Annotated in this window: 17 protein-coding genes; 12 read left to right on the forward strand and 5 right to left on the reverse strand. The window is 62.7% G+C overall.

What is annotated here, in order from left to right:
* Window positions 1–278: 278 nt before the first annotated feature.
* The 5 genes from leuS to holA are packed head-to-tail and all read left to right on the forward strand — an operon-like array spanning window position 279 to window position 7670.
* Window positions 279–2768 carry a leucine--tRNA ligase gene (leuS, locus tag ACIOTN_RS04680; RefSeq protein WP_402734818.1) on the forward strand — a complete coding sequence of 830 codons (2490 nt, stop codon included), beginning with the start codon at window positions 279–281 and terminating at the stop codon, window positions 2766–2768.
* A gap of 9 nt (window positions 2769–2777) precedes the next feature.
* Window positions 2778–3716, forward strand: coding sequence for a DegV family protein (locus ACIOTN_RS04685; protein ID WP_402734819.1), 939 nt, complete (start codon window positions 2778–2780; stop codon window positions 3714–3716).
* A gap of 15 nt (window positions 3717–3731) precedes the next feature.
* Window positions 3732–4379 (forward strand): helix-hairpin-helix domain-containing protein, encoded by a 648-nt coding sequence (locus tag ACIOTN_RS04690; protein ID WP_402734820.1) that lies wholly within the window; start codon window positions 3732–3734, stop codon window positions 4377–4379.
* On the forward strand, window positions 4376–6643 hold the full coding sequence (locus tag ACIOTN_RS04695; RefSeq protein WP_402734821.1) for a ComEC/Rec2 family competence protein: 2268 nt from the start codon (window positions 4376–4378) through the stop codon (window positions 6641–6643). The genes ACIOTN_RS04690 and ACIOTN_RS04695 overlap by 4 nt, the downstream gene beginning before the upstream one ends.
* Window positions 6644–6677: 34 nt before the next feature.
* Window positions 6678–7670, forward strand: coding sequence for a DNA polymerase III subunit delta (gene holA, locus ACIOTN_RS04700; protein ID WP_105658323.1), 993 nt, complete (start codon window positions 6678–6680; stop codon window positions 7668–7670).
* A 175-nt stretch (window positions 7671–7845) separates the two neighbouring features.
* On the opposite strand, the gene rpsT is transcribed toward holA, so the two are convergent.
* Both rpsT and ACIOTN_RS04710 read right to left on the reverse strand, forming a co-directional pair.
* Window positions 7846–8106, reverse strand: a complete 261-nt coding sequence (gene rpsT, locus ACIOTN_RS04705) for a 30S ribosomal protein S20 (RefSeq protein WP_105658324.1) — start codon at window positions 8104–8106, stop codon at window positions 7846–7848.
* A 170-nt stretch (window positions 8107–8276) separates the two neighbouring features.
* Window positions 8277–8810 carry a type II toxin-antitoxin system PemK/MazF family toxin gene (locus ACIOTN_RS04710; protein ID WP_402734822.1) on the reverse strand — a complete coding sequence of 178 codons (534 nt, stop codon included), beginning with the start codon at window positions 8808–8810 and terminating at the stop codon, window positions 8277–8279.
* A gap of 148 nt (window positions 8811–8958) precedes the next feature.
* Between ACIOTN_RS04710 and lepA the strand changes: the two genes are divergently transcribed.
* Both lepA and hemW read left to right on the forward strand, forming a co-directional pair.
* The gene (lepA, locus tag ACIOTN_RS04715; protein ID WP_105658326.1) at window positions 8959–10806 is read left to right on the forward strand and encodes a translation elongation factor 4; all 1848 of its coding nucleotides are present in this window, start codon (window positions 8959–8961) and stop codon (window positions 10804–10806) included.
* Window positions 10807–12036 (forward strand): radical SAM family heme chaperone HemW, encoded by a 1230-nt coding sequence (gene hemW, locus ACIOTN_RS04720; protein WP_332503480.1) that lies wholly within the window; start codon window positions 10807–10809, stop codon window positions 12034–12036.
* A gap of 16 nt (window positions 12037–12052) precedes the next feature.
* Here the strand turns inward: hemW and ACIOTN_RS04725 are convergent, their stop codons facing one another.
* Window positions 12053–12454 (reverse strand): DUF4870 domain-containing protein, encoded by a 402-nt coding sequence (locus ACIOTN_RS04725; protein ID WP_105658328.1) that lies wholly within the window; start codon window positions 12452–12454, stop codon window positions 12053–12055.
* A gap of 90 nt (window positions 12455–12544) precedes the next feature.
* Window positions 12545–13414: a DUF3097 domain-containing protein gene (locus ACIOTN_RS04730; RefSeq protein ID WP_402734823.1), complete on the reverse strand. Its 870-nt coding sequence runs from the start codon at window positions 13412–13414 to the stop codon at window positions 12545–12547.
* A gap of 127 nt (window positions 13415–13541) precedes the next feature.
* Between ACIOTN_RS04730 and hrcA the strand changes: the two genes are divergently transcribed.
* The 3 genes from hrcA to ACIOTN_RS04745 all read left to right on the forward strand — a co-directional run bounded on the left by hrcA (window position 13542) and on the right by ACIOTN_RS04745 (window position 16521).
* Complete coding sequence (gene hrcA, locus ACIOTN_RS04735) at window positions 13542–14555, forward strand: heat-inducible transcriptional repressor HrcA (RefSeq protein ID WP_402734824.1); 1014 nt, start codon at window positions 13542–13544, stop codon at window positions 14553–14555.
* 65 nt (window positions 14556–14620) lie between these two features.
* Window positions 14621–15745 carry a molecular chaperone DnaJ gene (gene dnaJ, locus ACIOTN_RS04740; protein ID WP_105658331.1) on the forward strand — a complete coding sequence of 375 codons (1125 nt, stop codon included), beginning with the start codon at window positions 14621–14623 and terminating at the stop codon, window positions 15743–15745.
* A 2-nt stretch (window positions 15746–15747) separates the two neighbouring features.
* Window positions 15748–16521 carry a 16S rRNA (uracil(1498)-N(3))-methyltransferase gene (locus ACIOTN_RS04745; protein ID WP_332731228.1) on the forward strand — a complete coding sequence of 258 codons (774 nt, stop codon included), beginning with the start codon at window positions 15748–15750 and terminating at the stop codon, window positions 16519–16521.
* Between the two features lie 330 nt (window positions 16522–16851).
* Here the strand turns inward: ACIOTN_RS04745 and ACIOTN_RS04750 are convergent, their stop codons facing one another.
* Window positions 16852–17763, reverse strand: a complete 912-nt coding sequence (locus ACIOTN_RS04750; RefSeq protein WP_332728102.1) for a GerMN domain-containing protein — start codon at window positions 17761–17763, stop codon at window positions 16852–16854.
* Window positions 17764–18072: 309 nt separating this feature from the next.
* On the opposite strand from ACIOTN_RS04750, the gene ACIOTN_RS04755 reads away from it, so the two are divergent.
* Together ACIOTN_RS04755 and ybeY are read left to right on the forward strand one after the other, a co-directional pair.
* A complete protein-coding gene (locus ACIOTN_RS04755; protein WP_105658334.1) occupies window positions 18073–19101 on the forward strand; it encodes a PhoH family protein in 1029 nt (342 codons plus the stop codon).
* Complete coding sequence (ybeY, locus tag ACIOTN_RS04760; RefSeq protein ID WP_105658335.1) at window positions 19098–19571, forward strand: rRNA maturation RNase YbeY; 474 nt, start codon at window positions 19098–19100, stop codon at window positions 19569–19571. The genes ACIOTN_RS04755 and ybeY overlap by 4 nt, the downstream gene beginning before the upstream one ends.

Genomic DNA, 19571 nt, shown 5'->3' on the forward strand with positions numbered 1-19571 from the left:
CGGGCGCTGGACGCTCCTGCCCCTGCGGGCAGCTGCGGGATGTGGATAACTGCGGTGGCGCCGCGTTTGCCGCTGTGTGCAATCTTGCGCTTCATCGATGCGCGCGTGGGCAGGGGATATGCGATAGAATCGCGATATGAATCCGAAGCGCAACCTAGCCTGAGCACGGCCCGTTGGCCGTACCCCCGAGTGGAAATTTGGGGGCTTTTGTTGTGTCTGGAACCAAGAACAAGTTTTTCCTATCGGAAATTTTCCGCAAAGCGTGTGAAAAGAGCAGCGTGACATCATCGACGAACGAACCCAGGACCTACGACTTCAAGGACATCGAGTCCAAGTGGCTTCCGGTGTGGGACGAACTACAGGTGTTCAAGCCCGCCGATGATGGCAGCCGCGAACGCCGCTATGTGCTGGACATGTTCCCCTACCCATCGGGCGATCTGCACATGGGCCACGCCGAGGCCTTCGCCATGGGCGATGTGGTCTCGCGCTACTGGCGCTTGCGCGGCTATGACGTGATGCACCCGATCGGCTGGGACTCCTTCGGCCTGCCCGCAGAGAATGCCGCGATCAAGCGCAATGCCCACCCTGCCGAGTGGACCTACAAGAACATCGATACCCAGGCCGCCAGCTTCAAGCGCTACGCGATCTCCGCCGATTGGGATCGCCGCTTGCACACCTCGGATCCGGAGTACTACCGCTGGACCCAGTGGCTGTTCAACAAGTTCTACGAGAAGGGCCTGGCCTACCGCAAGGACCACCCGGTGAACTGGTGCCCGAAGGACCAGACCGTGCTGGCCAACGAGCAGGTCGTCAATGGCGCTTGCGAGCGTTGCGGCACTGCGGTGACCAAGAAGTCGCTGAACCAGTGGTACTTCAAGATCACCGAATACGCCGATCGCCTGCTTGAGGACATGGAGCAGCTCAAGGGCCATTGGCCTGAGCGCGTGCTGCTGATGCAGAAGAACTGGATCGGCCGTTCCGAAGGCGCCGAGGTCACCTTCGGGATCGAAGCGCACGAGGACAAGCCTGCGCTGCAGATCCCGGTCTTCACCACCCGCCCGGACACCTTGTACGGTGCTACCTTCATGGTGGTCGCCGCCGACGCGCAGCTGGCTGGCGAACTGGTCACCGATGAGCACCGCGCCGCCTTGGAGGAATACCAGGAGCAGGTCAAGGCCCTGTCCGAGATCGAGCGCCAGTCCAGCGAACGCGAGAAGACCGGCGTATTCACCGGCCGCTACGCGATCAACCCGCTCTCCGGGGAGAAGCTGCCGGTCTGGGCGGCGGACTACGTGCTGGCCGACTACGGCACCGGAGCCATCATGGCCGTGCCTGCACACGACCAGCGCGACCTGGACTTCGCCAAGGCCTTTGACCTGCCAGTACGCGTGGTCGTCGAAACCGGTCTGGAAGACCCGAACGAAACCGGCACCGCCACCGCGGGCGAAGGCCAGCTGGTCAATTCGGGGCAGCTGTCCGGTTTGGAGAAGACCGAGGCGATCGCCAAGGCCATTGAGATCGTGGAAGCTGCCGGCACCGGCAAGCACACCATCAACTTCCGCCTGCGCGACTGGCTGCTGTCCCGCCAGCGCTTCTGGGGCACCCCGATCCCGATCATCCACTGCGCCGATTGCGGCGAGGTCCCGGTTCCCGACGACCAGCTGCCGGTGCGCCTGCCCGATAACCTGCGCGGCGAGCAGCTGGCCCCGAAGGGCACCTCCCCGCTGGCCGCCGCCGAGGAATGGGTCAACGTGGCCTGCCCGCAGTGCGGCGGCGCCGCCAAGCGCGACACCGACACCATGGACACCTTCGTGGATTCCTCCTGGTACTTCCTGCGCTTCGTCTCCCCGCAGTACACGCAGGGCCCTTTCGACCCGAAGGCCGTGCGCGACTGGATGCCGGTAGGCCAGTACGTCGGCGGGGTCGAGCATGCGATCCTGCACCTGCTGTACTCGCGCTTCTTCACCAAGGTCATCCACGACCTGGGCCTGATCGACGCGACCGAGCCGTTCTCCGCGCTGCTGAACCAGGGCCAGGTCCTGAACGGCGGCAAGGCGATGAGCAAGTCGCTGGGCAACGGCGTGGATTTGGGCGAGCAGCTGGACAAGTTCGGCGTCGACGCGGTACGCCTGACCATGGTCTTCGCCTCCCCGCCGGAGGACGACGTGGACTGGGCCGATGTCTCCCCATCGGGCTCGCAGAAGTTCCTGGCCCGCGCCTGGCGCATCGCCCAGGACACCACCAGCGAGGCCGGCGTGGACTACGCGGCAGGGGACAAGGCGCTGCGCCAGGTCACCCACCGCACCGTGCATGAATCCGCCGCGCTGCTGGATTCGGGCAAGTTCAACGTGGTCATCGCCAAGACCATGGAGCTGGTCAACGCGACCCGCAAGACCATCGACTCCGGTGCCGGGGCAGCGGACCCGGCAGTGCGCGAGGCCGCCACGGTGACCGCCCAGCTGCTGAGCATGTTCGCCCCGTACACCGCAGAGGACATGTGGGAAGCGCTGGGCTATGCGCCCTCCGTGGTCACCAGCGCCTGGCCTGAAGTGGACGAGTCGCTGCTGGTCGATGACACCATCACCGCGGTCGTGCAGATCAAGGGCAAGGTCCGTGCCCGCCTGGAGGTTCCGGTGGACATCACCGAGGAGCAGCTGCGCGCCCAGGCCCTGGCCCACGAGTCGGTGATCCGCATGCTCGATGGCAAGGAGCCGCTGAAGGTCATCGTGCGTGCGCCGAAGCTCGTGAACGTGGTTCCCGCCCCGTAAGCTCGGCTCATGACTGAACGCCAGAAAAGCTCGCGCGCGGGCTGGCTGCCCAAGTGGCTGGCCCCGCGCGGGCTTTCGCGTACCCGCATCGGGGTCGTCTCCGATTCGGCGTCCTGCCTGCCCGGGCATTTCGGGCCGCATCCGGACTTCATCGAAGTGCCGATCCCGATCATCGTGGACAACCATGTGCACGGCGAAGACCTGCAGGCGCTGATGATGGGCCTGGCCATGGGCAAGGCGGTGAAAACCTCGCGCCCGGCGCCAGGCGAGTTCGAACGCGCCTACCGGCAGCTGCTCGACGCCGGCTGCGAGTCGATCATCTCGATCCACATGTCCGGGGCGCTGTCGGGCACCGTGGAGGCGGCCCGCTTGGCGGCCCGCAGCTTTGACGCACCAATCACCGTGGTCGATTCGCGCACCGTGTGCCTGCCCCAGGGATTTGCCGTGGCCGATGTGCTGGCTGCCCGCGCCGCCGGCGCCCCGCTGGAGATGCTCGAGCAGATCGCCGGCACGGCCACCGCCAACACCGTGTACTTCGCGGTGCCAAGCCTTGAGCAGCTGCGCCGCGGCGGCCGGATCAGCGCGCTGTCCTCCGTGGTCGGCAGCTTGCTGAATTTCAAGCCGATCCTCGGGATCGCCGAGGGCTCGATCGTCGCCCTGGAAAAGCCCCGCTCCTTCGCGCGCGCCACCGCACGGCTGGTCGCCCTGGCCCTGCGCGACGCCCGCGACGCCAATGGCGAGGTGCGGCTGGGGGTGATGCATTTCGGTGCCGAGGAACTGGCCGAGGAAATCGCCACCGAACTGGCACCGTTCAGCGCCATGCCGGTCGTGGTCGAGTCCCTTCCGGCGGTGCTGGCCGCGCATACCGGCCTGGGCGTGATCGCCGTGTGCGTCGCCCCCAGCTATCCACAGTCGGCGTCCATCCTGGATCGGCCGCCGGCACCATAGCCCAGACTGTGGCCCATGGGCCGCCACGACTTCTTCAGCAAGTACGCGCCACGTCCCGGTCGCCTGAGATTCGCGATCTCGCGCGTGGCCGTGCTGGTGCTGGTTATCGTGGTGCTCGCCTGGATTGCGATCTCCATCCTGCTCGCGCCACCGCCGGTCGCCCAGGAGCTTGAAACAGTTCCGCTGGTATCCGACCCGTCCGCTACGGCGCCGGCGGACCGCCAGTCCCCGAGCCCGGCCGCACCCGAGGTCACGGTCCACGTGGTCGGCGCGGTGAAGAAGCCCGGCGTCTACCAGCTGCCCGTGGATTCGCGGATTGCCGACGCGGTGGACGCCGCCGGCGGGCTGGCCAAGGGCGCACGTGCGCAGATGGTGAACCTGGCGGCCAAGCTGGTCGACGGCCAGCAGGTGGTCCTTCCGGGCGCCGAGACGGCCACGGAACCAGCCGCGGCACCGAGCGCGACGGCGGGCGGGAAGATTTCGCTCAACAGTGCCGATTCCCAGACCCTGCAGGAGCTTCCGGGGATCGGTCCGGCATTGGCAGCCCGGATCATCGACTTCCGCACCGAGAACGGCCCGTTCAGCTCCGTGGAAGAGCTGGATGCGGTACCGGGCATCGGTCCGGCGCTGCTGGGCCAGCTGAGCGAACTGGTGATCCCGTGAACACCGATTTCCGCGGCCTGTGGCTGCTGGGCGGCGCGTGGACCGCCGCCTACTTCACCCTCCCAGTCTGGTTGCTCTGGGTACTTTCCGCGCTGATGGCTATCCTGCTGTTCCTGCTATTGCGGCCCCGGCACGACCGCGCCTACGCGGCGCCATGGTTTACCGGTCCCATTATCCTGCTCCTGGGGGTGGTGGCCGTCAGCAGCCTGGCCTTCACCGACCCCCAGTGCCAGCTGCCGGGCGCCGGCGAGCAACAGCGCCGTGCCGTGGTCCGCTTCGAGGACCCGGCCACCGCGCAGGGCCAGGGGGCTGCCGCCGGCCGGGCGGAAATCCAGCGGTACTGGGCCAACGGCCAATGGGTGCCATGCCGGGTGCCGGTCTTCCTCACCATTGATTTCGGGGTGCCTGCCACTGCGGGCGAGTTCGAGACCATCCTCGACTTGGAAGCAGCAGCTGCCGGCGCCTTCGATTGGTGGGCGCATGCCGCCAGTGAACCGCAGGTGAGCTCCTGGGTTGAGCCTACCGCCGCGGATTACCTCAAGGAACGGTTCACCCAGGGCCTGCGCGGCCTGCCGGACAATGCCCAGGCGCTGCTGCCTGGCATGCTCTATGGCGATCGTTCCGGACAGGACGAAGCGTTGAGCGAGGCGATGAGATCCAGCGGGTTGAGCCACCTGACCGCGGTGAGCGGATCGAACATTGCCCTGATCGGGGCCATTGTGCTGGTGCTGCTCCGGCTGTTTTCGGTGCCACGGGCACCCAGCGCGATCTTGATGATTGGCGTGGTCGGGCTCTTCGCCTGGTTTGCCGGGCCGGATCCCAGTGTCCTGCGCGCCAGCCTGATGGGCAGCATTGCGGTCATCTCGGTGCTGCTGGGTCGTGGCCAAGGCTCTCTGGGAATACTGTGCCTGAGCGGAACCGCCTTGCTGGCTATCGATCGCTCGCTGGGTGCCGAACCGGCCTTCGCCCTGTCGATGCTGGCGACCCTGGGAATCATCATGCTCGCCCCGGCCCTGACCGAAATTCTTCTCCACATATTCCCGGCCTGGTTCGCGCAGCTGTCGGCCATTTGCTGCGCGGCACAGTTCACCTGCCTGCCGGTGGTCATCGCGTTGAATTCGGATTTCAGCCTGTACTCGCTGCCCGCGAACCTCGTGGTCGCGCCGTTGCTGCCCTTGATTACTGCGCTCGGCATGGCCTGCCTGCTGCTGTGCACGCCGTGGCCAGCGCTGGAATCGGTGCTGATCTGGGTTCCGGGGCTGCCGGCAGAAGCCATTGGCCAGGTGGCCCATTTCGTTTCCGGGCTCCCCGGTGCCGCCCGGCCGTGGCCCGAAGGCCTACCCGGAATCGTCTTGGCAGTGATGCTCTCCCTGGTGCTTTGCACCCTGCTGGTGCTGGGCCGGGAAACCGAGAGGCTCCGGGTCAGGCAGGTGTCCCTAAGCGTGCTGGGAGCGATCCTGGTATTCGCCGTAGCGCTCGTTCTGCCTGCGACGCTGTTCTACCGGGAAGATATCGCGCCGCATTGGAGCATTGCCATGTGCGATGTGGGCCAGGGCGACGCCTTCGTCATCAATCTGGGGGATTCAGAGGGCTGGCTGATCGATACCGGACCACCGGAGAGCGGGTTGTTGCTGTGCCTGGAGCGGCTGGGCATCAGCACCTTGAGCAAGATCTTCATCACGCACACCCACAGCGACCATTTCGGGGCCTTGGGCGAGCTGGAGAATTCGCACGTAAAGATTGGTGAACGCCTGGTCTCGACCGGGTTCGACCTTGAACTATGGCCCGGTGCACGCGCCTTGGAGCCCGGTACGCGACAGGCTGCAGGGGAGGTGGGCTTCGAAGTCGTGGGCCCCGAGGCGCGCTTCGCGAAATACGCCGAACCCAACGATACGTCGCTGGTCATCCGGTTCAGCTTTTCCACCGGGGCCGGAACCATCGATCTCTTCACAGCCGGGGACATGGAAACCGAAGCCATGGATCGCCTGCTGCGCCTGCATCCGCAAGAGCATGCAGCGATCCTGAAAGCCTCGCACCATGGGGCACGCAACGGCGGTACCGAAATCATCGAGCAGATCCGTCCGCAGATCCTGCTGGTCTCCGCGGGGAAGGATAATTCCTATGGCCATCCGCACCCCGAAACCCTGGAGATGGCGCAGCAGGTCGGCGCGACGGTGATTCGCACCGACCAATCGGGTACCGTACTGCTCACATTTACCAGCCAGGGCGTTCTGGGTACCGCCCTGGGTACGCCAGTTCGGTAGGATCGTTATATCGACCGATGCACTAAGGAGTTCGATGGCACGCGCCCAAGCAAATCCGGGTATCTCATGGCGGGAACTGCGCCCGCAACCACTGATCCTGTTGACCGGTTCAGAGGATTACCTCGCTTCGCGCGCCTTCGAATTGCTGCGTTCCCAGGCATCCCAGCGGGACGATATCCAGCACACGCGTCTTGACGCGGCAAAGTACGAGCCTGGAGAGCTGCTCATGGCCACCAGCTCTTCGCTGTTTTCCAGCGCCAATCTGGTCGAGGTCCACGAACTGGCCCACATGAACGAGTACTTCCTCAAGGACGCCCTGGCCTACCTGAAAGACCAGGCTCCCGAGAATGTGCTCATCATGCATTACTCGGGTGGTACGCGCGGCAAGAAGCTGATTGACGCAATCAAAGCTGCCGGTGCCCTGATCGTCAATTGCCAACCGGTGAAAAAGGACTCCGAGAAGATCGACTTCGTCCAGTCCGAATTCAAGGCCGCCAAGCGCCGGATTACCAATGACGCGGTCAAAGCCCTCGTAGCGGCGGTAGGCAACTCGCTGGCAGAGCTTGGATCGAGCTGCTCCCAGCTGATTGCCGACACCACGGGAACCATTGACCAGGATACGGTCGACAGGTACTACGGCGGCCGGGTTGAAGCAACTGCGTTCAAGGTGGCCGATGCCGCAATTTCCGGCAACGCCCAGATGGCGCTTCGCACTTTGCGCCATGCGCTGGGTACTGGAACCGACCCGATTCCCATTGTGGCCACCTTGGCGATGAAGGTCCGCCAGATCGCCAAGGTCGCCGGCGTGAATGAACCCGCAGCTTCATTGGCATCCGAGTTGGGGATGGCGCCGTGGCAAGTTCAGCAGGCGCAGCAGCAGGCTCGCGGCTGGAAACGCAGCGATCTTGCCCTGTGCGTCGAAGAAATAGCGAATACCGACCGCATGGTCAAGGGCGGCAGCCGTTCACCGGGCTACGCGCTGGAACACGCCATCATGTTCATTGCAGGCAAGGCTCCGGGACGCTAGCCGCTGAGGTTCCAGGTGGGGGCGGGCACGATGCACTCCTGCGCGCTCCCACTGCTCTTTAATGAAGGCTAGCCATCAGCGCGTGTCTGCCTGGAAGCTTCGATGAGCAGTTCCGGGCAAAACAAAACCCCCGCACTCGATGAGTGCGGGGGAGTTGATGAAGTCTAAGCTCGGCTTAGAGGGCGTTAACCTTCTTGGCGATAGCCGACTTGCGGTTAGCAGCGTTGTTCTTGTGCAGAACACCCTTGCTTACAGCCTTGTCGATCTTCTTGCCAGCCAGGCGCAGTGCCTCGGTTGCCTTTTCCTTGTCACCGGAGACTACTGCCTCGTTGACGTTACGGATCACGGTCTTGACCTCGGAACGGACAGCTACGTTACGCAGACGTGCCTTCTCGTTGGTCAGGATACGCTTCTTCTGGGACTTGATGTTAGCCACTTTAATAAACTCTCTCGTTTATCGTTTTATACGGTCGGTAGAGGGTTCATCCTTCAGGCCATCGACTGAGCGGTGTGGGGCACCTATGGCGACCCGAAGGGGGCGTGTTGCCCAACCTGCGCAACACACAAAGATTAACTTTATCAGATAGGGAGCCTGACAACGAGTGCTTATGCGCGTTCGTTTAGGGCGTTCACCACATTTGAGAAGCGTTCGCGATCCAGGATGGCGCCTTCGCGGCGGACGGCTTGCTCGCCGACTCGGATAATGCGATCGAGCTTGACCTCGCTCGGACGCCGCTCGCGGTCCCAGTCCCCGGTACCGATGTCCATGTAGTTGCGGTCGCGGTGATCCGAGTTGTTCTTGTCCTTGCTGGTGAGCATCAACCCCAGCAGCCAGCCACTATCACGGCCGACGATCAGCACCGGGCGATCCTTGCCCTGCGAATAATCCTCTTCATAGGGAACCCAAGTCCAGACAATTTCGCCCGGATCGGCGTTGCCGTCCTTCGCCGGGTTGTACTCGTAGTGAATCTTGCCACGGTAATCACCCGGGTAGCCGGCACCCGCTGGAGAATCCTGCATGGAGTTGGCACGAGAGCGGCTTCCGGCAGTGCTCGGGGACCCGCTGGCCCCGCGGTTGCTGGCCGGGCGCTTGCTTGCCGAATTTGCGCGGACCTTGCTGATTTCCTTCAGCGCGCTCATGACGATGCTAAATATCTTCTCTGGATTCAGTGCCATGGACGACAAACTATCAGTTTCAGGCTGTCGAAATATGAGAAGACGCGGAAATCATGACAGAATGGAAGCTAATCCAACTATGTCTTTTAGTCAGCTAGTGAGGTCTGTTTAGGTGTCTCCATTGGCCCGCACCGCTCCGGTGCCTGCCGCGACCGATCCGTCGCTCATCCGTAACTTCTGCATCATTGCCCATATCGACCACGGTAAGTCGACCCTGGCCGACCGGATGTTGCAACTGACCGGCGTTGTCGCTGCCCGCGACATGAAGGCACAGTACCTCGACCGCATGGACATCGAGCGCGAACGCGGCATCACCATCAAGTCCCAGGCTGTGCGCATGCCGTGGGGAGCCGAAGATGGCACCCCCTATGCACTGAACATGATCGATACCCCCGGGCACGTCGACTTCACCTACGAAGTCTCGCGTTCGCTGGCCGCCTGCGAAGGCGCGATCCTGCTAGTTGACGCCGCCCAGGGCATCGAGGCGCAGACCCTGGCCAACCTCTATTTGGCTATCGAGGGCGATCTGACGATCATCCCTGTGCTCAATAAGATCGACCTGCCCAACGCGCAGCCGGAAAAGTACGCTGCCGAGCTGGCCAACCTGATCGGTTGCGAGCCAGAAGACGTGCTGAAGGTTTCGGGCAAGACCGGTGAAGGCGTTGAAGCACTGCTAGATGAGGTCATCAAGCAGCTCCCGCCGCCTGTCGGCGATGCCAAGGCTCCGGCTCGCGCAATGATCTTCGACTCCGTATACGACACCTACCGTGGCGTGGTGACCTACGTTCGAGTTGTCGATGGCAATCTGTCTCCTCGCGAGAAGATCCAGATGATGTCCACCGGCACCACCCACGAACTGCTGGAAATCGGCGTATCCTCGCCGAACCCCGAGCCCACCAAGGGCCTGGGCGTTGGCGAAGTGGGCTACCTGATCACCGGTGTCAAGGACGTGCGCCAGTCCAAGGTCGGCGATACCGTCACCAACTTCCACAAGCCGGCCACCGAGTCCCTGGGCGGGTACGAAGAGGCCAAGCCAATGGTCTTCTCCGGCCTGTACCCGATGGACGGCACCGACTACCCGGTACTGCGTGATGCGCTGGATAAGCTGCAGCTCAACGATGCTGCGCTGACCTACGAACCGGAAACCTCCGTGGCCCTGGGCTTCGGCTTCCGCGTGGGCTTCCTGGGCCTGCTGCACCTGGAAATCACCCGCCAGCGACTGGAATCCGAATTCAATCTGGACCTGATTTCCACGGCGCCGAACGTGGTGTACGAGGTCATGGGCGAAGACAAGCAAATGATTACGGTCACCAACCCCTCGGAATTCCCGGATGGCAAGATCCTGGAAGTCCACGAGCCAATGGTTGCCGCCACCATCCTGGCGCCGAGCGAATTCATCGGCTCGGTCATGGAACTGTGCCAGACCCGCCGCGGCACCATGCGCGGCATGGACTACCTCTCCGAGGACCGTGTCGAAATGCGCTACCACCTTCCGCTGGCTGAGATCGTGTTCGACTTCTTCGACCACCTCAAGTCCAAGACCCGCGGCTATGCTTCGCTGGACTGGAAGGCCGACGGCGAGCAGGTTGCAGATCTGGTCAAGGTCGACATCCTGCTCCAGGGCGAGCAAGTGGATGCCTTCAGCGCCATTACGCACCGCGACAAGGCCTACAACTACGGGACCATGATGACCTCGAAGCTGCGTGAGCTGATTCCTCGCCAGCAGTTCGAAGTTCCAATCCAGGCCGCGATCGGTTCGCGCATCATTGCCCGCGAGAACATCCGCGCAATCCGCAAGGACGTTCTTGCCAAGTGCTACGGCGGCGATATCAGCCGCAAGCGCAAGCTGCTGGAAAAGCAGAAGGAAGGCAAGAAGCGCATGAAGATGGTCGGCCGCGTGGAGGTTCCGCAGGAAGCCTTCATTGCCGCACTGTCCACCGACGAGCCGAAAAAGAAGTAAATGCCTTCAGTACTGCCTGACGGCGATCCGGCTCCGGCCGATGGTCTGCTACCTGCCTCATGCGCGCATGAGGCACAGGGGCGGACCATGTCCTTTTATGTGCATATTCCGTTCTGCACCGTCCGTTGCGGCTACTGCGATTTCAACACGTACACCGCCACGGAGCTGGGCTCCGGTTCCAGCCAAGCAACCTACGCTGCCACCGTCAGCAAGGAAATCAGCTTCGCCCGCGAGGTGATGGACCGTTCGGGCCAACCGCACCGCGAAATTGAAACTGTCTTCTTCGGCGGCGGAACTCCCACGCTGCTGCCCGCCGGAGACCTGGTCTCGGTGCTCGGCCGGATCCGCGACGACTTCGGCCTGAAGCCGGGTGCGGAAATCACCACGGAGGCCAACCCGGATTCGGTGACCCGCGAAAGCCTGCAGGAGCTGGCCGACGGCGGGTTCACCCGCGTGTCCTTCGGCATGCAGTCCGCGGTGCCCCACGTGCTCAAGGTGCTTGAGCGCACCCATGATCCGAAGCGCGTTCCGCAAGCCGTTGCGTGGGCGCGCGAGGCCGGCCTGGATGTCAGTGTCGATTTGATTTATGGCACTCCGGGGGAGAGCCTGGCAGACTGGCGCACCAGCATCGAAGCCGCGTTGAGCTACGAACCTGATCACATTTCGGCGTATGCGCTGATCATCGAGGAAGGCACCAAGCTGGCGGCCCAGATTCGCCGTGGCGAGGTACCGAACATCGATGATGACGACCATGCCGAAAAGTACCAGTTGGCCGACGACATGTTTGCCACGGCCGGTTTCTCCTGGTACGAGGTCAGCAACTGGGCGAAGACCCCGGCGAATGCCTGCCAGCACAACATCGCTTACTGGCAGGGCGGCGACTGGTGGGGCGCAGGCCCCGGCGCGCATTCCCATGTTGGCGGGCTGCGCTGGTGGAATGTGAAGCATCCAGCCGCGTATCAGCAACGGATCGATGCTGGAATCTCCCCGGGCCACGGCCGCGAATACCCGGATGCCGAGGCCGTGCAGCTTGAGCGCACGATGCTGTTGACCCGGCTGGGTTCGGGCATGAAGATTAGCGAGCTCGATGAAACCGGACGCAAGAAAGTCGCCGGCTTGATCGCCGACGAGCTGATTGATGCCAAGGCCGCGTTCGCCGGCACATTGGTGTTAACGCAGCGAGGCCGGCTCCTGGCCGACCTCGTGGTGCGTGAACTGCTCGATTTCTAAGACTGGGAAACCGCTGCTACTTCATCAGCCGCAGATTGAATTGGTAGCGGTAAGGGCGTCCCTTGTTGGCCTGGATGGCAGCAAGGGCGCCCGAGACCGTCATGAAGACCCAGAGGGCCACGGCGAGTACTGCGAAAAGCCAGCCGATCACCGGCAAGACCATGAGCACATTGAATACGATGGCGAGAATGGTCAGCGGGAACGTGAAATTGAACGCTTCCTTCGATTCCTGTGCAGTGAACGGGCCACGGTCCCGGAATACGGCAAAGACGATTGCCGAAGGAACGCAACCCAAGATGGCACCGAAGTGGGCCATCATTGCCCACTGGCGATCTTCTGAAGGAGTCAGCGGCAGCGCAGAGGTCCTGGAACCTTCGAAGCGGGAATTCTCCGATGGCTTCGTCTGGCGTGATGTCACTATTTTTCCTTGTCTTGCTAAGTGTGGTTCCTCTTATCATAGCGACCGCGGCTGGGCGCACGGGGAGATTCGCAGACTAATCTCCAACTATTAGTCAATCGTTAGGAAACCGTAATCTTCGGTCGTGAGAAAATCGATCAATTCTTCAATCCGGCCCAAGAGCTGCGGTTCAAGCTGCCCGTAATGCTGCACCGTGGACAAGAGCCGCTGCCATCCGATGCCGATGTCTTCCGCGGTGGAGTGCGGCCAGCCAAAGGCCCGGAGCGCACCGGTTTTCCAATCGGTGCCCTTGGGGATCACCGGCCAAGCCTTGATGCCCAGTGTCGCAGGCTTGATCGCCTGCCATACATCCACGTACGGGTGGCCGAGGATCAGCACGTTTTGCGCTGCACCGGGGACCTTCATCGCCTCGGCAACGATGCGCGATTCCTTGCTTCCGGCAACCAGGTGGTCAACCAGGATTCCCAGGCGGCGCTGCGCGGAGGGGGCGAAGTCGCGGATAGCCCCGGCAAGATCGTCCACGCCATGCAGCGGTTCAACGACGATGCCTTCAACACGCAGGTCGTGGCCCCAAACTTTTTCAACCAGCTCAGCGTCGTGCTTGCCTTCTACCCAGATGCGGCTTGCCCTGGCTTCCCGGGCCTTCAGTCCGGCAACGGCACGCGAACCCGAAGCCGAGACCAGCTTCTGGGGCGGTGCGGCCTTGGCAACGGGATCAATGATCTGCACCGCTTCGCCTTCGAGGAAGAACCCGAAGCCCGCCTGGAAGGAGCGGGTCTTGCCGTGGCGGTCCTCGAGCACGATCACGCGCATGCCACCGGATTTCTCGGTACGGATGACTTCTCCTACCCATCCTGAGGTGGCATCTTCCAGAATCATGCCACGTTCAACAGGGACCTGGCGGAGTTTTTTCGGTGCCGGTGCACTCAGATCCCGTGGTCCCCAGGAGTAATTAGTCACGTACTGCCTTTCGCTGTGATCGAATACGCTCGAAATCCAATGCTAGCAACTGCTGAACGTATTAGACTTGGCACTTGACAGGTTAGAGTGCCAAAGCCGGGCACAGGGAATCCAAGGAGGTGCTGTTGTGACAGAGCCGCGACGCCTAGACGTTCTGCGGGCCATCGTGGAGGACTACGTCCAATCCCGTGAGCCAGTGGGTTCCAAAGCGCTCCTGGACCGGCACAACCTCGGTGTCAGCGCCGCAACGATCCGCAATGACATGGCTATGCTGGAAGAAGAGGGGCTCATAGTCGCTCCGCATACTTCCTCCGGACGGATCCCCACCGAAAAGGGATACCGCCGCTTCGTCGATGAGATCGGCGAGCTCAAGCCGCTGTCGCGGGCTGAACGCGACGCCATCAACAAGATCCTGGACAGCTCCACGGACCTGAACGAGATGCTCAAGAGCACCGTTCGCCTCCTGGCGCGGTTGACCAACCAGGTAGCAATGATCCAGGTGCCGCACTACGACACCGCTTCGTTGAAGAACCTCGATCTGGTCGGACTGGGCTCGGCCCAGGTGCTGATGGTGATGATCGCTTCCAATGGCACGGTGGATCAGCGCATGATGCCGGTCCAGCGTTCCTACAGCGATGATGAGCTGGATGACTTGAAGCTGTGGCTGCTCAACAATTTCGGGGGAGTGAAGCTTGCCGAACTTGCCGGCCGGCTCACCCGCATCGAGCGCAGTTCGACGCAGCAGGCCGACCCCCTGGTGGACCAGGTGATCGGTGCGCTGGAAGAAATGGCCCAGGCGGCCAACGCGCAACGCATCATCATGGCAGGCACCGCGAACCTCGCCCGCGTGGAAGGGGACTTCCCGCTGAGCATAACCCCGGTGCTCGAGGCGCTCGAGGAGCAGGTAGTGCTGCTCAAGCTCTTCTCCGAGCTGGAAGCCGATTCGCGCGGCGTGGCCGTGGCCATCGGCACCGAGCACCACTACGGGCAGCTGTCGGAAGCCGCAGTGGTCGCCACCACCTACGGCACCGATGTGCGCAACAAGCTCGGGGTCCTCGGCCCCACCCGGATGAACTATCCAACCTCCATGGCCTCGGTTCGTGCGGTGGCACGGTACCTGTCGAAGATTTTGGCTAACTAGCCTCGCTGGGCACCGCCCGGCACTATCGAATTTCAAGATTCTCAGGAAAGGACACGGCGAATAACGTGAGCTCGCATTACGAGACCCTAGGCGTCGCCAAGGACGCGACCCCGCAGGAAATCAAGAGTGCCTACCGCAAGTTGGCGCGTAAGCTGCACCCGGATGTAAACCCTAGCGATGACGCTGCAGAACAGTTCAAGCTGGTCACCCGAGCCTACGAAGTCCTTTCCGACCAGACCAAGCGCTCCAACTACGACGCCACCGGCGATGAGAACGGCAACGGCCACCCGGGCTTCGGCGGTGGCGGCCAGGGCTTTGGCGGCTTCGGCGACATCTTCGAGCAGTTCTTCGGTGGCGGCCAGGCCCAGGGCCCGGCATCACGCACCCAGCCGGGCCGCGACGCGCTGATCACCATCACCATCGACCTGGAAGACGCGGTCAAGGGCACGGTCTACCCGCTGGAGATGGAAACCGCTGTCACCTGCAAGACGTGCAACGGTTCGTGCACGCGCGAAGGCACCAGCCCGGTCACCTGCGACATCTGCCATGGCGCAGGCCAGGTGCAGCGTCCAGTGCGTTCATTCCTGGGCCAGATGATGACCGTGGAAACCTGTGCGGCCTGCCGCGGTTTCGGCACCACCATCCCGGACCCCTGCCTGGAGTGCAACGGCGAAGGCCGGGTGCGCGAGCATGTGTCCAAGTCGCTGAACGTTCCTGCAGGTGTCGACTCCGGCACCCGCATCCAGCTGCGCGGACAGGGCGAAGCCGGCCCGGGCGGCGGGCCTAACGGCAACCTGTTCGTCGAGATCGACGTGCGCCGCCATAAGGTCTTCGAGCGCGCCGGCACCGACCTGCACGCCAAGATGAGCCTGCCAATGACCGCCGCCGCACTGGGTTGCGAGCTGAAGCTGGAAACCTTCGACGGCGGCCAGTCCATCAATGTGGAGCCAGGCGCCCAGGATGGCGACACCGTCACCCTGCCGGGCCTCGGTGTGCCGCGCCTGCGCGGAGGCAAGCGCGGGGACATCATCGTGCACCTGCAGGTGGAGACGCCGACCAAGCTCGACGCTGCCCAGCGCGATCTGCTCGAGCAGCTGGCCAAGCTGCGTGGCGAAGAACTCTCGGCCGGCCGCGTGGAGCACAGCGGCGGCATGTTCTCCCGCCTGCGCGACAAGCTGAACCAGCGCTAGGCATGAGCAACCACAGCTTCGTCATCGACGCCCAGCAGGGCCGGGACGCAACGGTCGGGGACATTCTTGAACTGGATGGCTCCGAAGCGCACCACGCGGTCACCGTTAAACGGGTCTCCGCGGGCGAGCACCTGGACCTGCTGGATGGCAAGGGGCTGCGCCTGACTGTGGAGGTCATCGGCACCGCCAAGGACCTGCTGAGCGTGAAGGTCCTGCGCCGTGCCGAGGAAGCGGTCAGCGATCACCCGGTCACCCTGGTCCAGGCGCTGTCCAAGGGGGATCGCGACCTGCAAGCTGTCGAGTCCGGCGTGGAACTGGGCGTGCTGTCGGTACGCCCCTGGCAGGCTGACCGCTCGATCGTGCGCTGGAACGCGGCCAAGGTCGACAAGGCCATGGCCAAGTGGCGCGCCCAGGTGCGCTCGGCGCAGAAGCAGTCGCGCCGCGCCTATGAGCCAGAGGTGCTGGACCCGCTGGGTTCCAAGGAACTGGCCAAGGCCATCGCGGCCGATACCGCAAATGGCGCACTGGTTCTGGTTCTGCACGAGCAGGCCGCGGAATCGGTGGCCCGGCGTGTGCAGTCGTGGCTCGCCGATGCGCGGACCGGCCAGGAGATCATCATGATCGTCGGGCCAGAAGGAGGCATCTCCGAAACGGAGCTGCAGTCCTTCGTCGATGCCGGCGCCCAACCAGCCCTGCTGGGCCAGCATGTGCTGCGTGCCTCGACCGCGGGCCCCGCGGCCCTGGTCTTGATCCGCCATTTGATCGGCGAAATCTAGGTTCCAGAATTCCGGTTAGCAGTTGAATTGCTCCGCAGATCCCGGCAGGCATGTGCCTGCCGGGATCTGCGGAGCAATTTCGTCTCCGGCCGGCGCAGCGGGTTCGAGCCGAGAAAAGGCCTCGGGACGGGGAACGCGAAGTCGCTGCGGGCCGGATACGCGAATGCGGCAGCCGATCGGATAAGGACGCTGTCCAAGGCAACGGCACTGGAAATCCTGCCAGCAGGCCAAGAATGCTCAGCCGCCACCAGTTCAGGAGCTGGCCCGGACAACGGGCGCCCAGGTTCATGTCCAGGACTTCCGGCGGGGGCTGCAGCGCTGGATGCTGCGTTACTCGACGCGGAAGTCGCTGGTGACCTTGCCGACCAGATGGTCCGATTCGGTCTCAACGCCCCAGAAAGTCAGCCGGTATGAGCCGGCACGCAGATCGGTGGTCAGGGTGAATGAACCGTCGGCATTGATCTGCCCGGGGTTGACCTGCTTCTGAGCGGTCATCACCGTGAGCTTGCCGTCCGCGTCCTTGCGCTGCAAGGAGTAGAAGGTGCCGATGTCGAACTGGGTGGTTCGGCCGTTAATCTTGATCGAGCCATCCGCCAAGGTCTTGTTGAACTGCGGATCGATGATCCAGATCGGTGCAATGAACGCCGCATCGCGCTCGTAGACATCCTTGAGCCGGAAACCGTCGAAGACTGTGGCATTTGCCTGGCCGTCAACCAGGATGCGGACCGTTGCGGGAAGCTCGCCCACGACCAGTCCAGCGCTGGCGGCAGCTGCCGTAGCGGTGAAGACCAATTGCTGGATGGCGCGCTCCGACAGGCCCTGGTCGAGATTGGCGCTGAAGACCTTGGCCGGCAGATCCAAGGTGATGACATTCGCATTATTGATTGAAACCCCGATTTCATCGGTGGGCTTCAAATGGGTATAGCGTTTCGGCTTCATCGGGTCGGCTGAGAGCAGCGTCCAGATCGCATCGCCGATGGGTTCCTGATGGCGGGTGTCCTCGATGTACTCGCGGTACAGGAACACGCCGGTATCGGTGTTTTCCAGCCAGTAGATGGGCAGGCTAGCCGCGATGCCGACATCCTCGCCAGCGTCGGTGGCGTTCGGCAGGTTCAGCGATTCAGCCACGGCGGTCGATGGCATCTCATAGGAGCTCTCGCGATTCGTCAGACCGCATCCTGCGGCGACGACGAGAGCGGCAGTGATTCCCAAAACGCCGAATCGGCGTGGAATCTTCCGCAAGATCCTTGATTGCACTGCGTACCAATCCGTGGTGATTTTAGCTGTTGCGGCTCCTGGCCGTATTGGAACCGCTCTCAAGCTTGCCATATCAGAAGCGGCTAACTGCAGAAAAATGGCCCAACTTACTAATCCGTAACCAAATCTATATGTTCGCCACTTGCCCCGATTAGCATCATTCAAGACTACTTTCAGGTTCTACTGCTTACGCTGAGACCTGAATTTTCTCCGGATTGGCCTGCGACTCGATAGAATGGCAAGCAGGACAAATCACGATTACCACCAAGCTCGCAAAGGGGCGCCGCGCACTGCATGCAGGTTGAACAGAATAAGGCGACAGCGGAGAACGGATCCGCATCGCTCACCATCAGTTTCGATACAGCTGAGCTCATGATTGCCACCCTCGGTCCCAATGACGAGCTCTTGCGTATTCTCTCCGGCGCCTACCCGCAGGTGAGCTTCCGCCCCAACGGCCAATCCCTGGCTCTGGTAGGTGAACCGCAGCAAGTCCGCAAGGCCCAGCGCGTCACCGAAGAAGCCCGTTCGCTGGCCACTCGCGGCTCGCGCATGAGCGCCGAAACGATCGAGCAGATCATCAAGATGCTCAGCGCCGGCAATCCGGATGCACCCACCGACGTCCTGGGCCTGAAGATCCTCTCGGGGCGCGGACGTTCCATCCGCCCCAAGACCGTGAACCAGAAGAGCTATGTCGACGCCATAGAGGATTCGACAATTACTTTCGGCATTGGCCCAGCCGGTACCGGCAAGACCTTCCTGGCCATGGCCATGGCCGTCGCCGCCTTGCAGGACAAGCAGGTCAACCGCATCATCCTGACCCGGCCTGCCGTTGAGGCAGGGGAGAAGCTGGGCTTCCTGCCGGGCTCGTTGACCGAGAAGATCGACCCGTACCTGCGCCCGCTCTACGATGCCTTGCACGACATGATCAATCCGGAAACCATTCCGCAATTGCTCGAAGCCGGAACCATTGAGGTCGCTCCGCTGGCCTATATGCGTGGACGCACCCTCAATGACGCCTTCGTGATCCTGGATGAAGCGCAGAACACCACCAGTGAACAGATGAAGATGTTCCTGACCCGCCTGGGATTCGGTTCCAAGATGGTAGTGACGGGGGATGTCACCCAGGTGGATCTGCCCAACAATGCGACCTCCGGGTTGCGCATGGCCAGCGATGTCCTTGAAGGCATCGACGACATCAGCATCTGCCGACTCGACTCTTCGGATGTGGTTCGCCACCGTCTGATTGCCGACATCGTTACCGCTTACGACCGTTGGGATGACACCCGACGCAAAGACCACAACCGGGGACGCCGCAGCAAATGAGCATTGAAGTAAATAACGAAACCGAATACGACGTCGATCTCAAGGATGTCAACGCCTTGGCAGAATCGGTGATGCGGGCAATGTTCCTGCATCCGGAAACCGAAGTATCGATCGTTTTCATCGACGAGGATGCCATGAGCGCCCTGCACGTCGAGTGGATGGACCTCGAAGGCCCCACCGATGTGATGAGCTTCCCGATGGATGAGCTGCGCCCAGGAACTGCCGGTGCGCCGGGGGAGAGCGGCATCCTTGGCGACATCGTCATCTGCCCTGCCGTCGCCGAAGCGCAGGCCAAGGCCGGGGGCCACAGCACCCACGATGAAATCCTGTTGCTGACCACCCACGGCCTGCTGCACCTCATGGGTTTCGACCACATGGAGCCAGCAGAAAAGGAAGAGATGTTTGCGCTGCAGCGCCAGCTGCTAGAGAGCTACACCGGCCGCCCCGCGCCAAAGGAAACGGTGGAATAA

Origin of the sequence: Glutamicibacter sp. NPDC087661 (assembly GCF_044743275.1) — a bacterium.
Taxonomy (GTDB): domain Bacteria; phylum Actinomycetota; class Actinomycetes; order Actinomycetales; family Micrococcaceae; genus Glutamicibacter.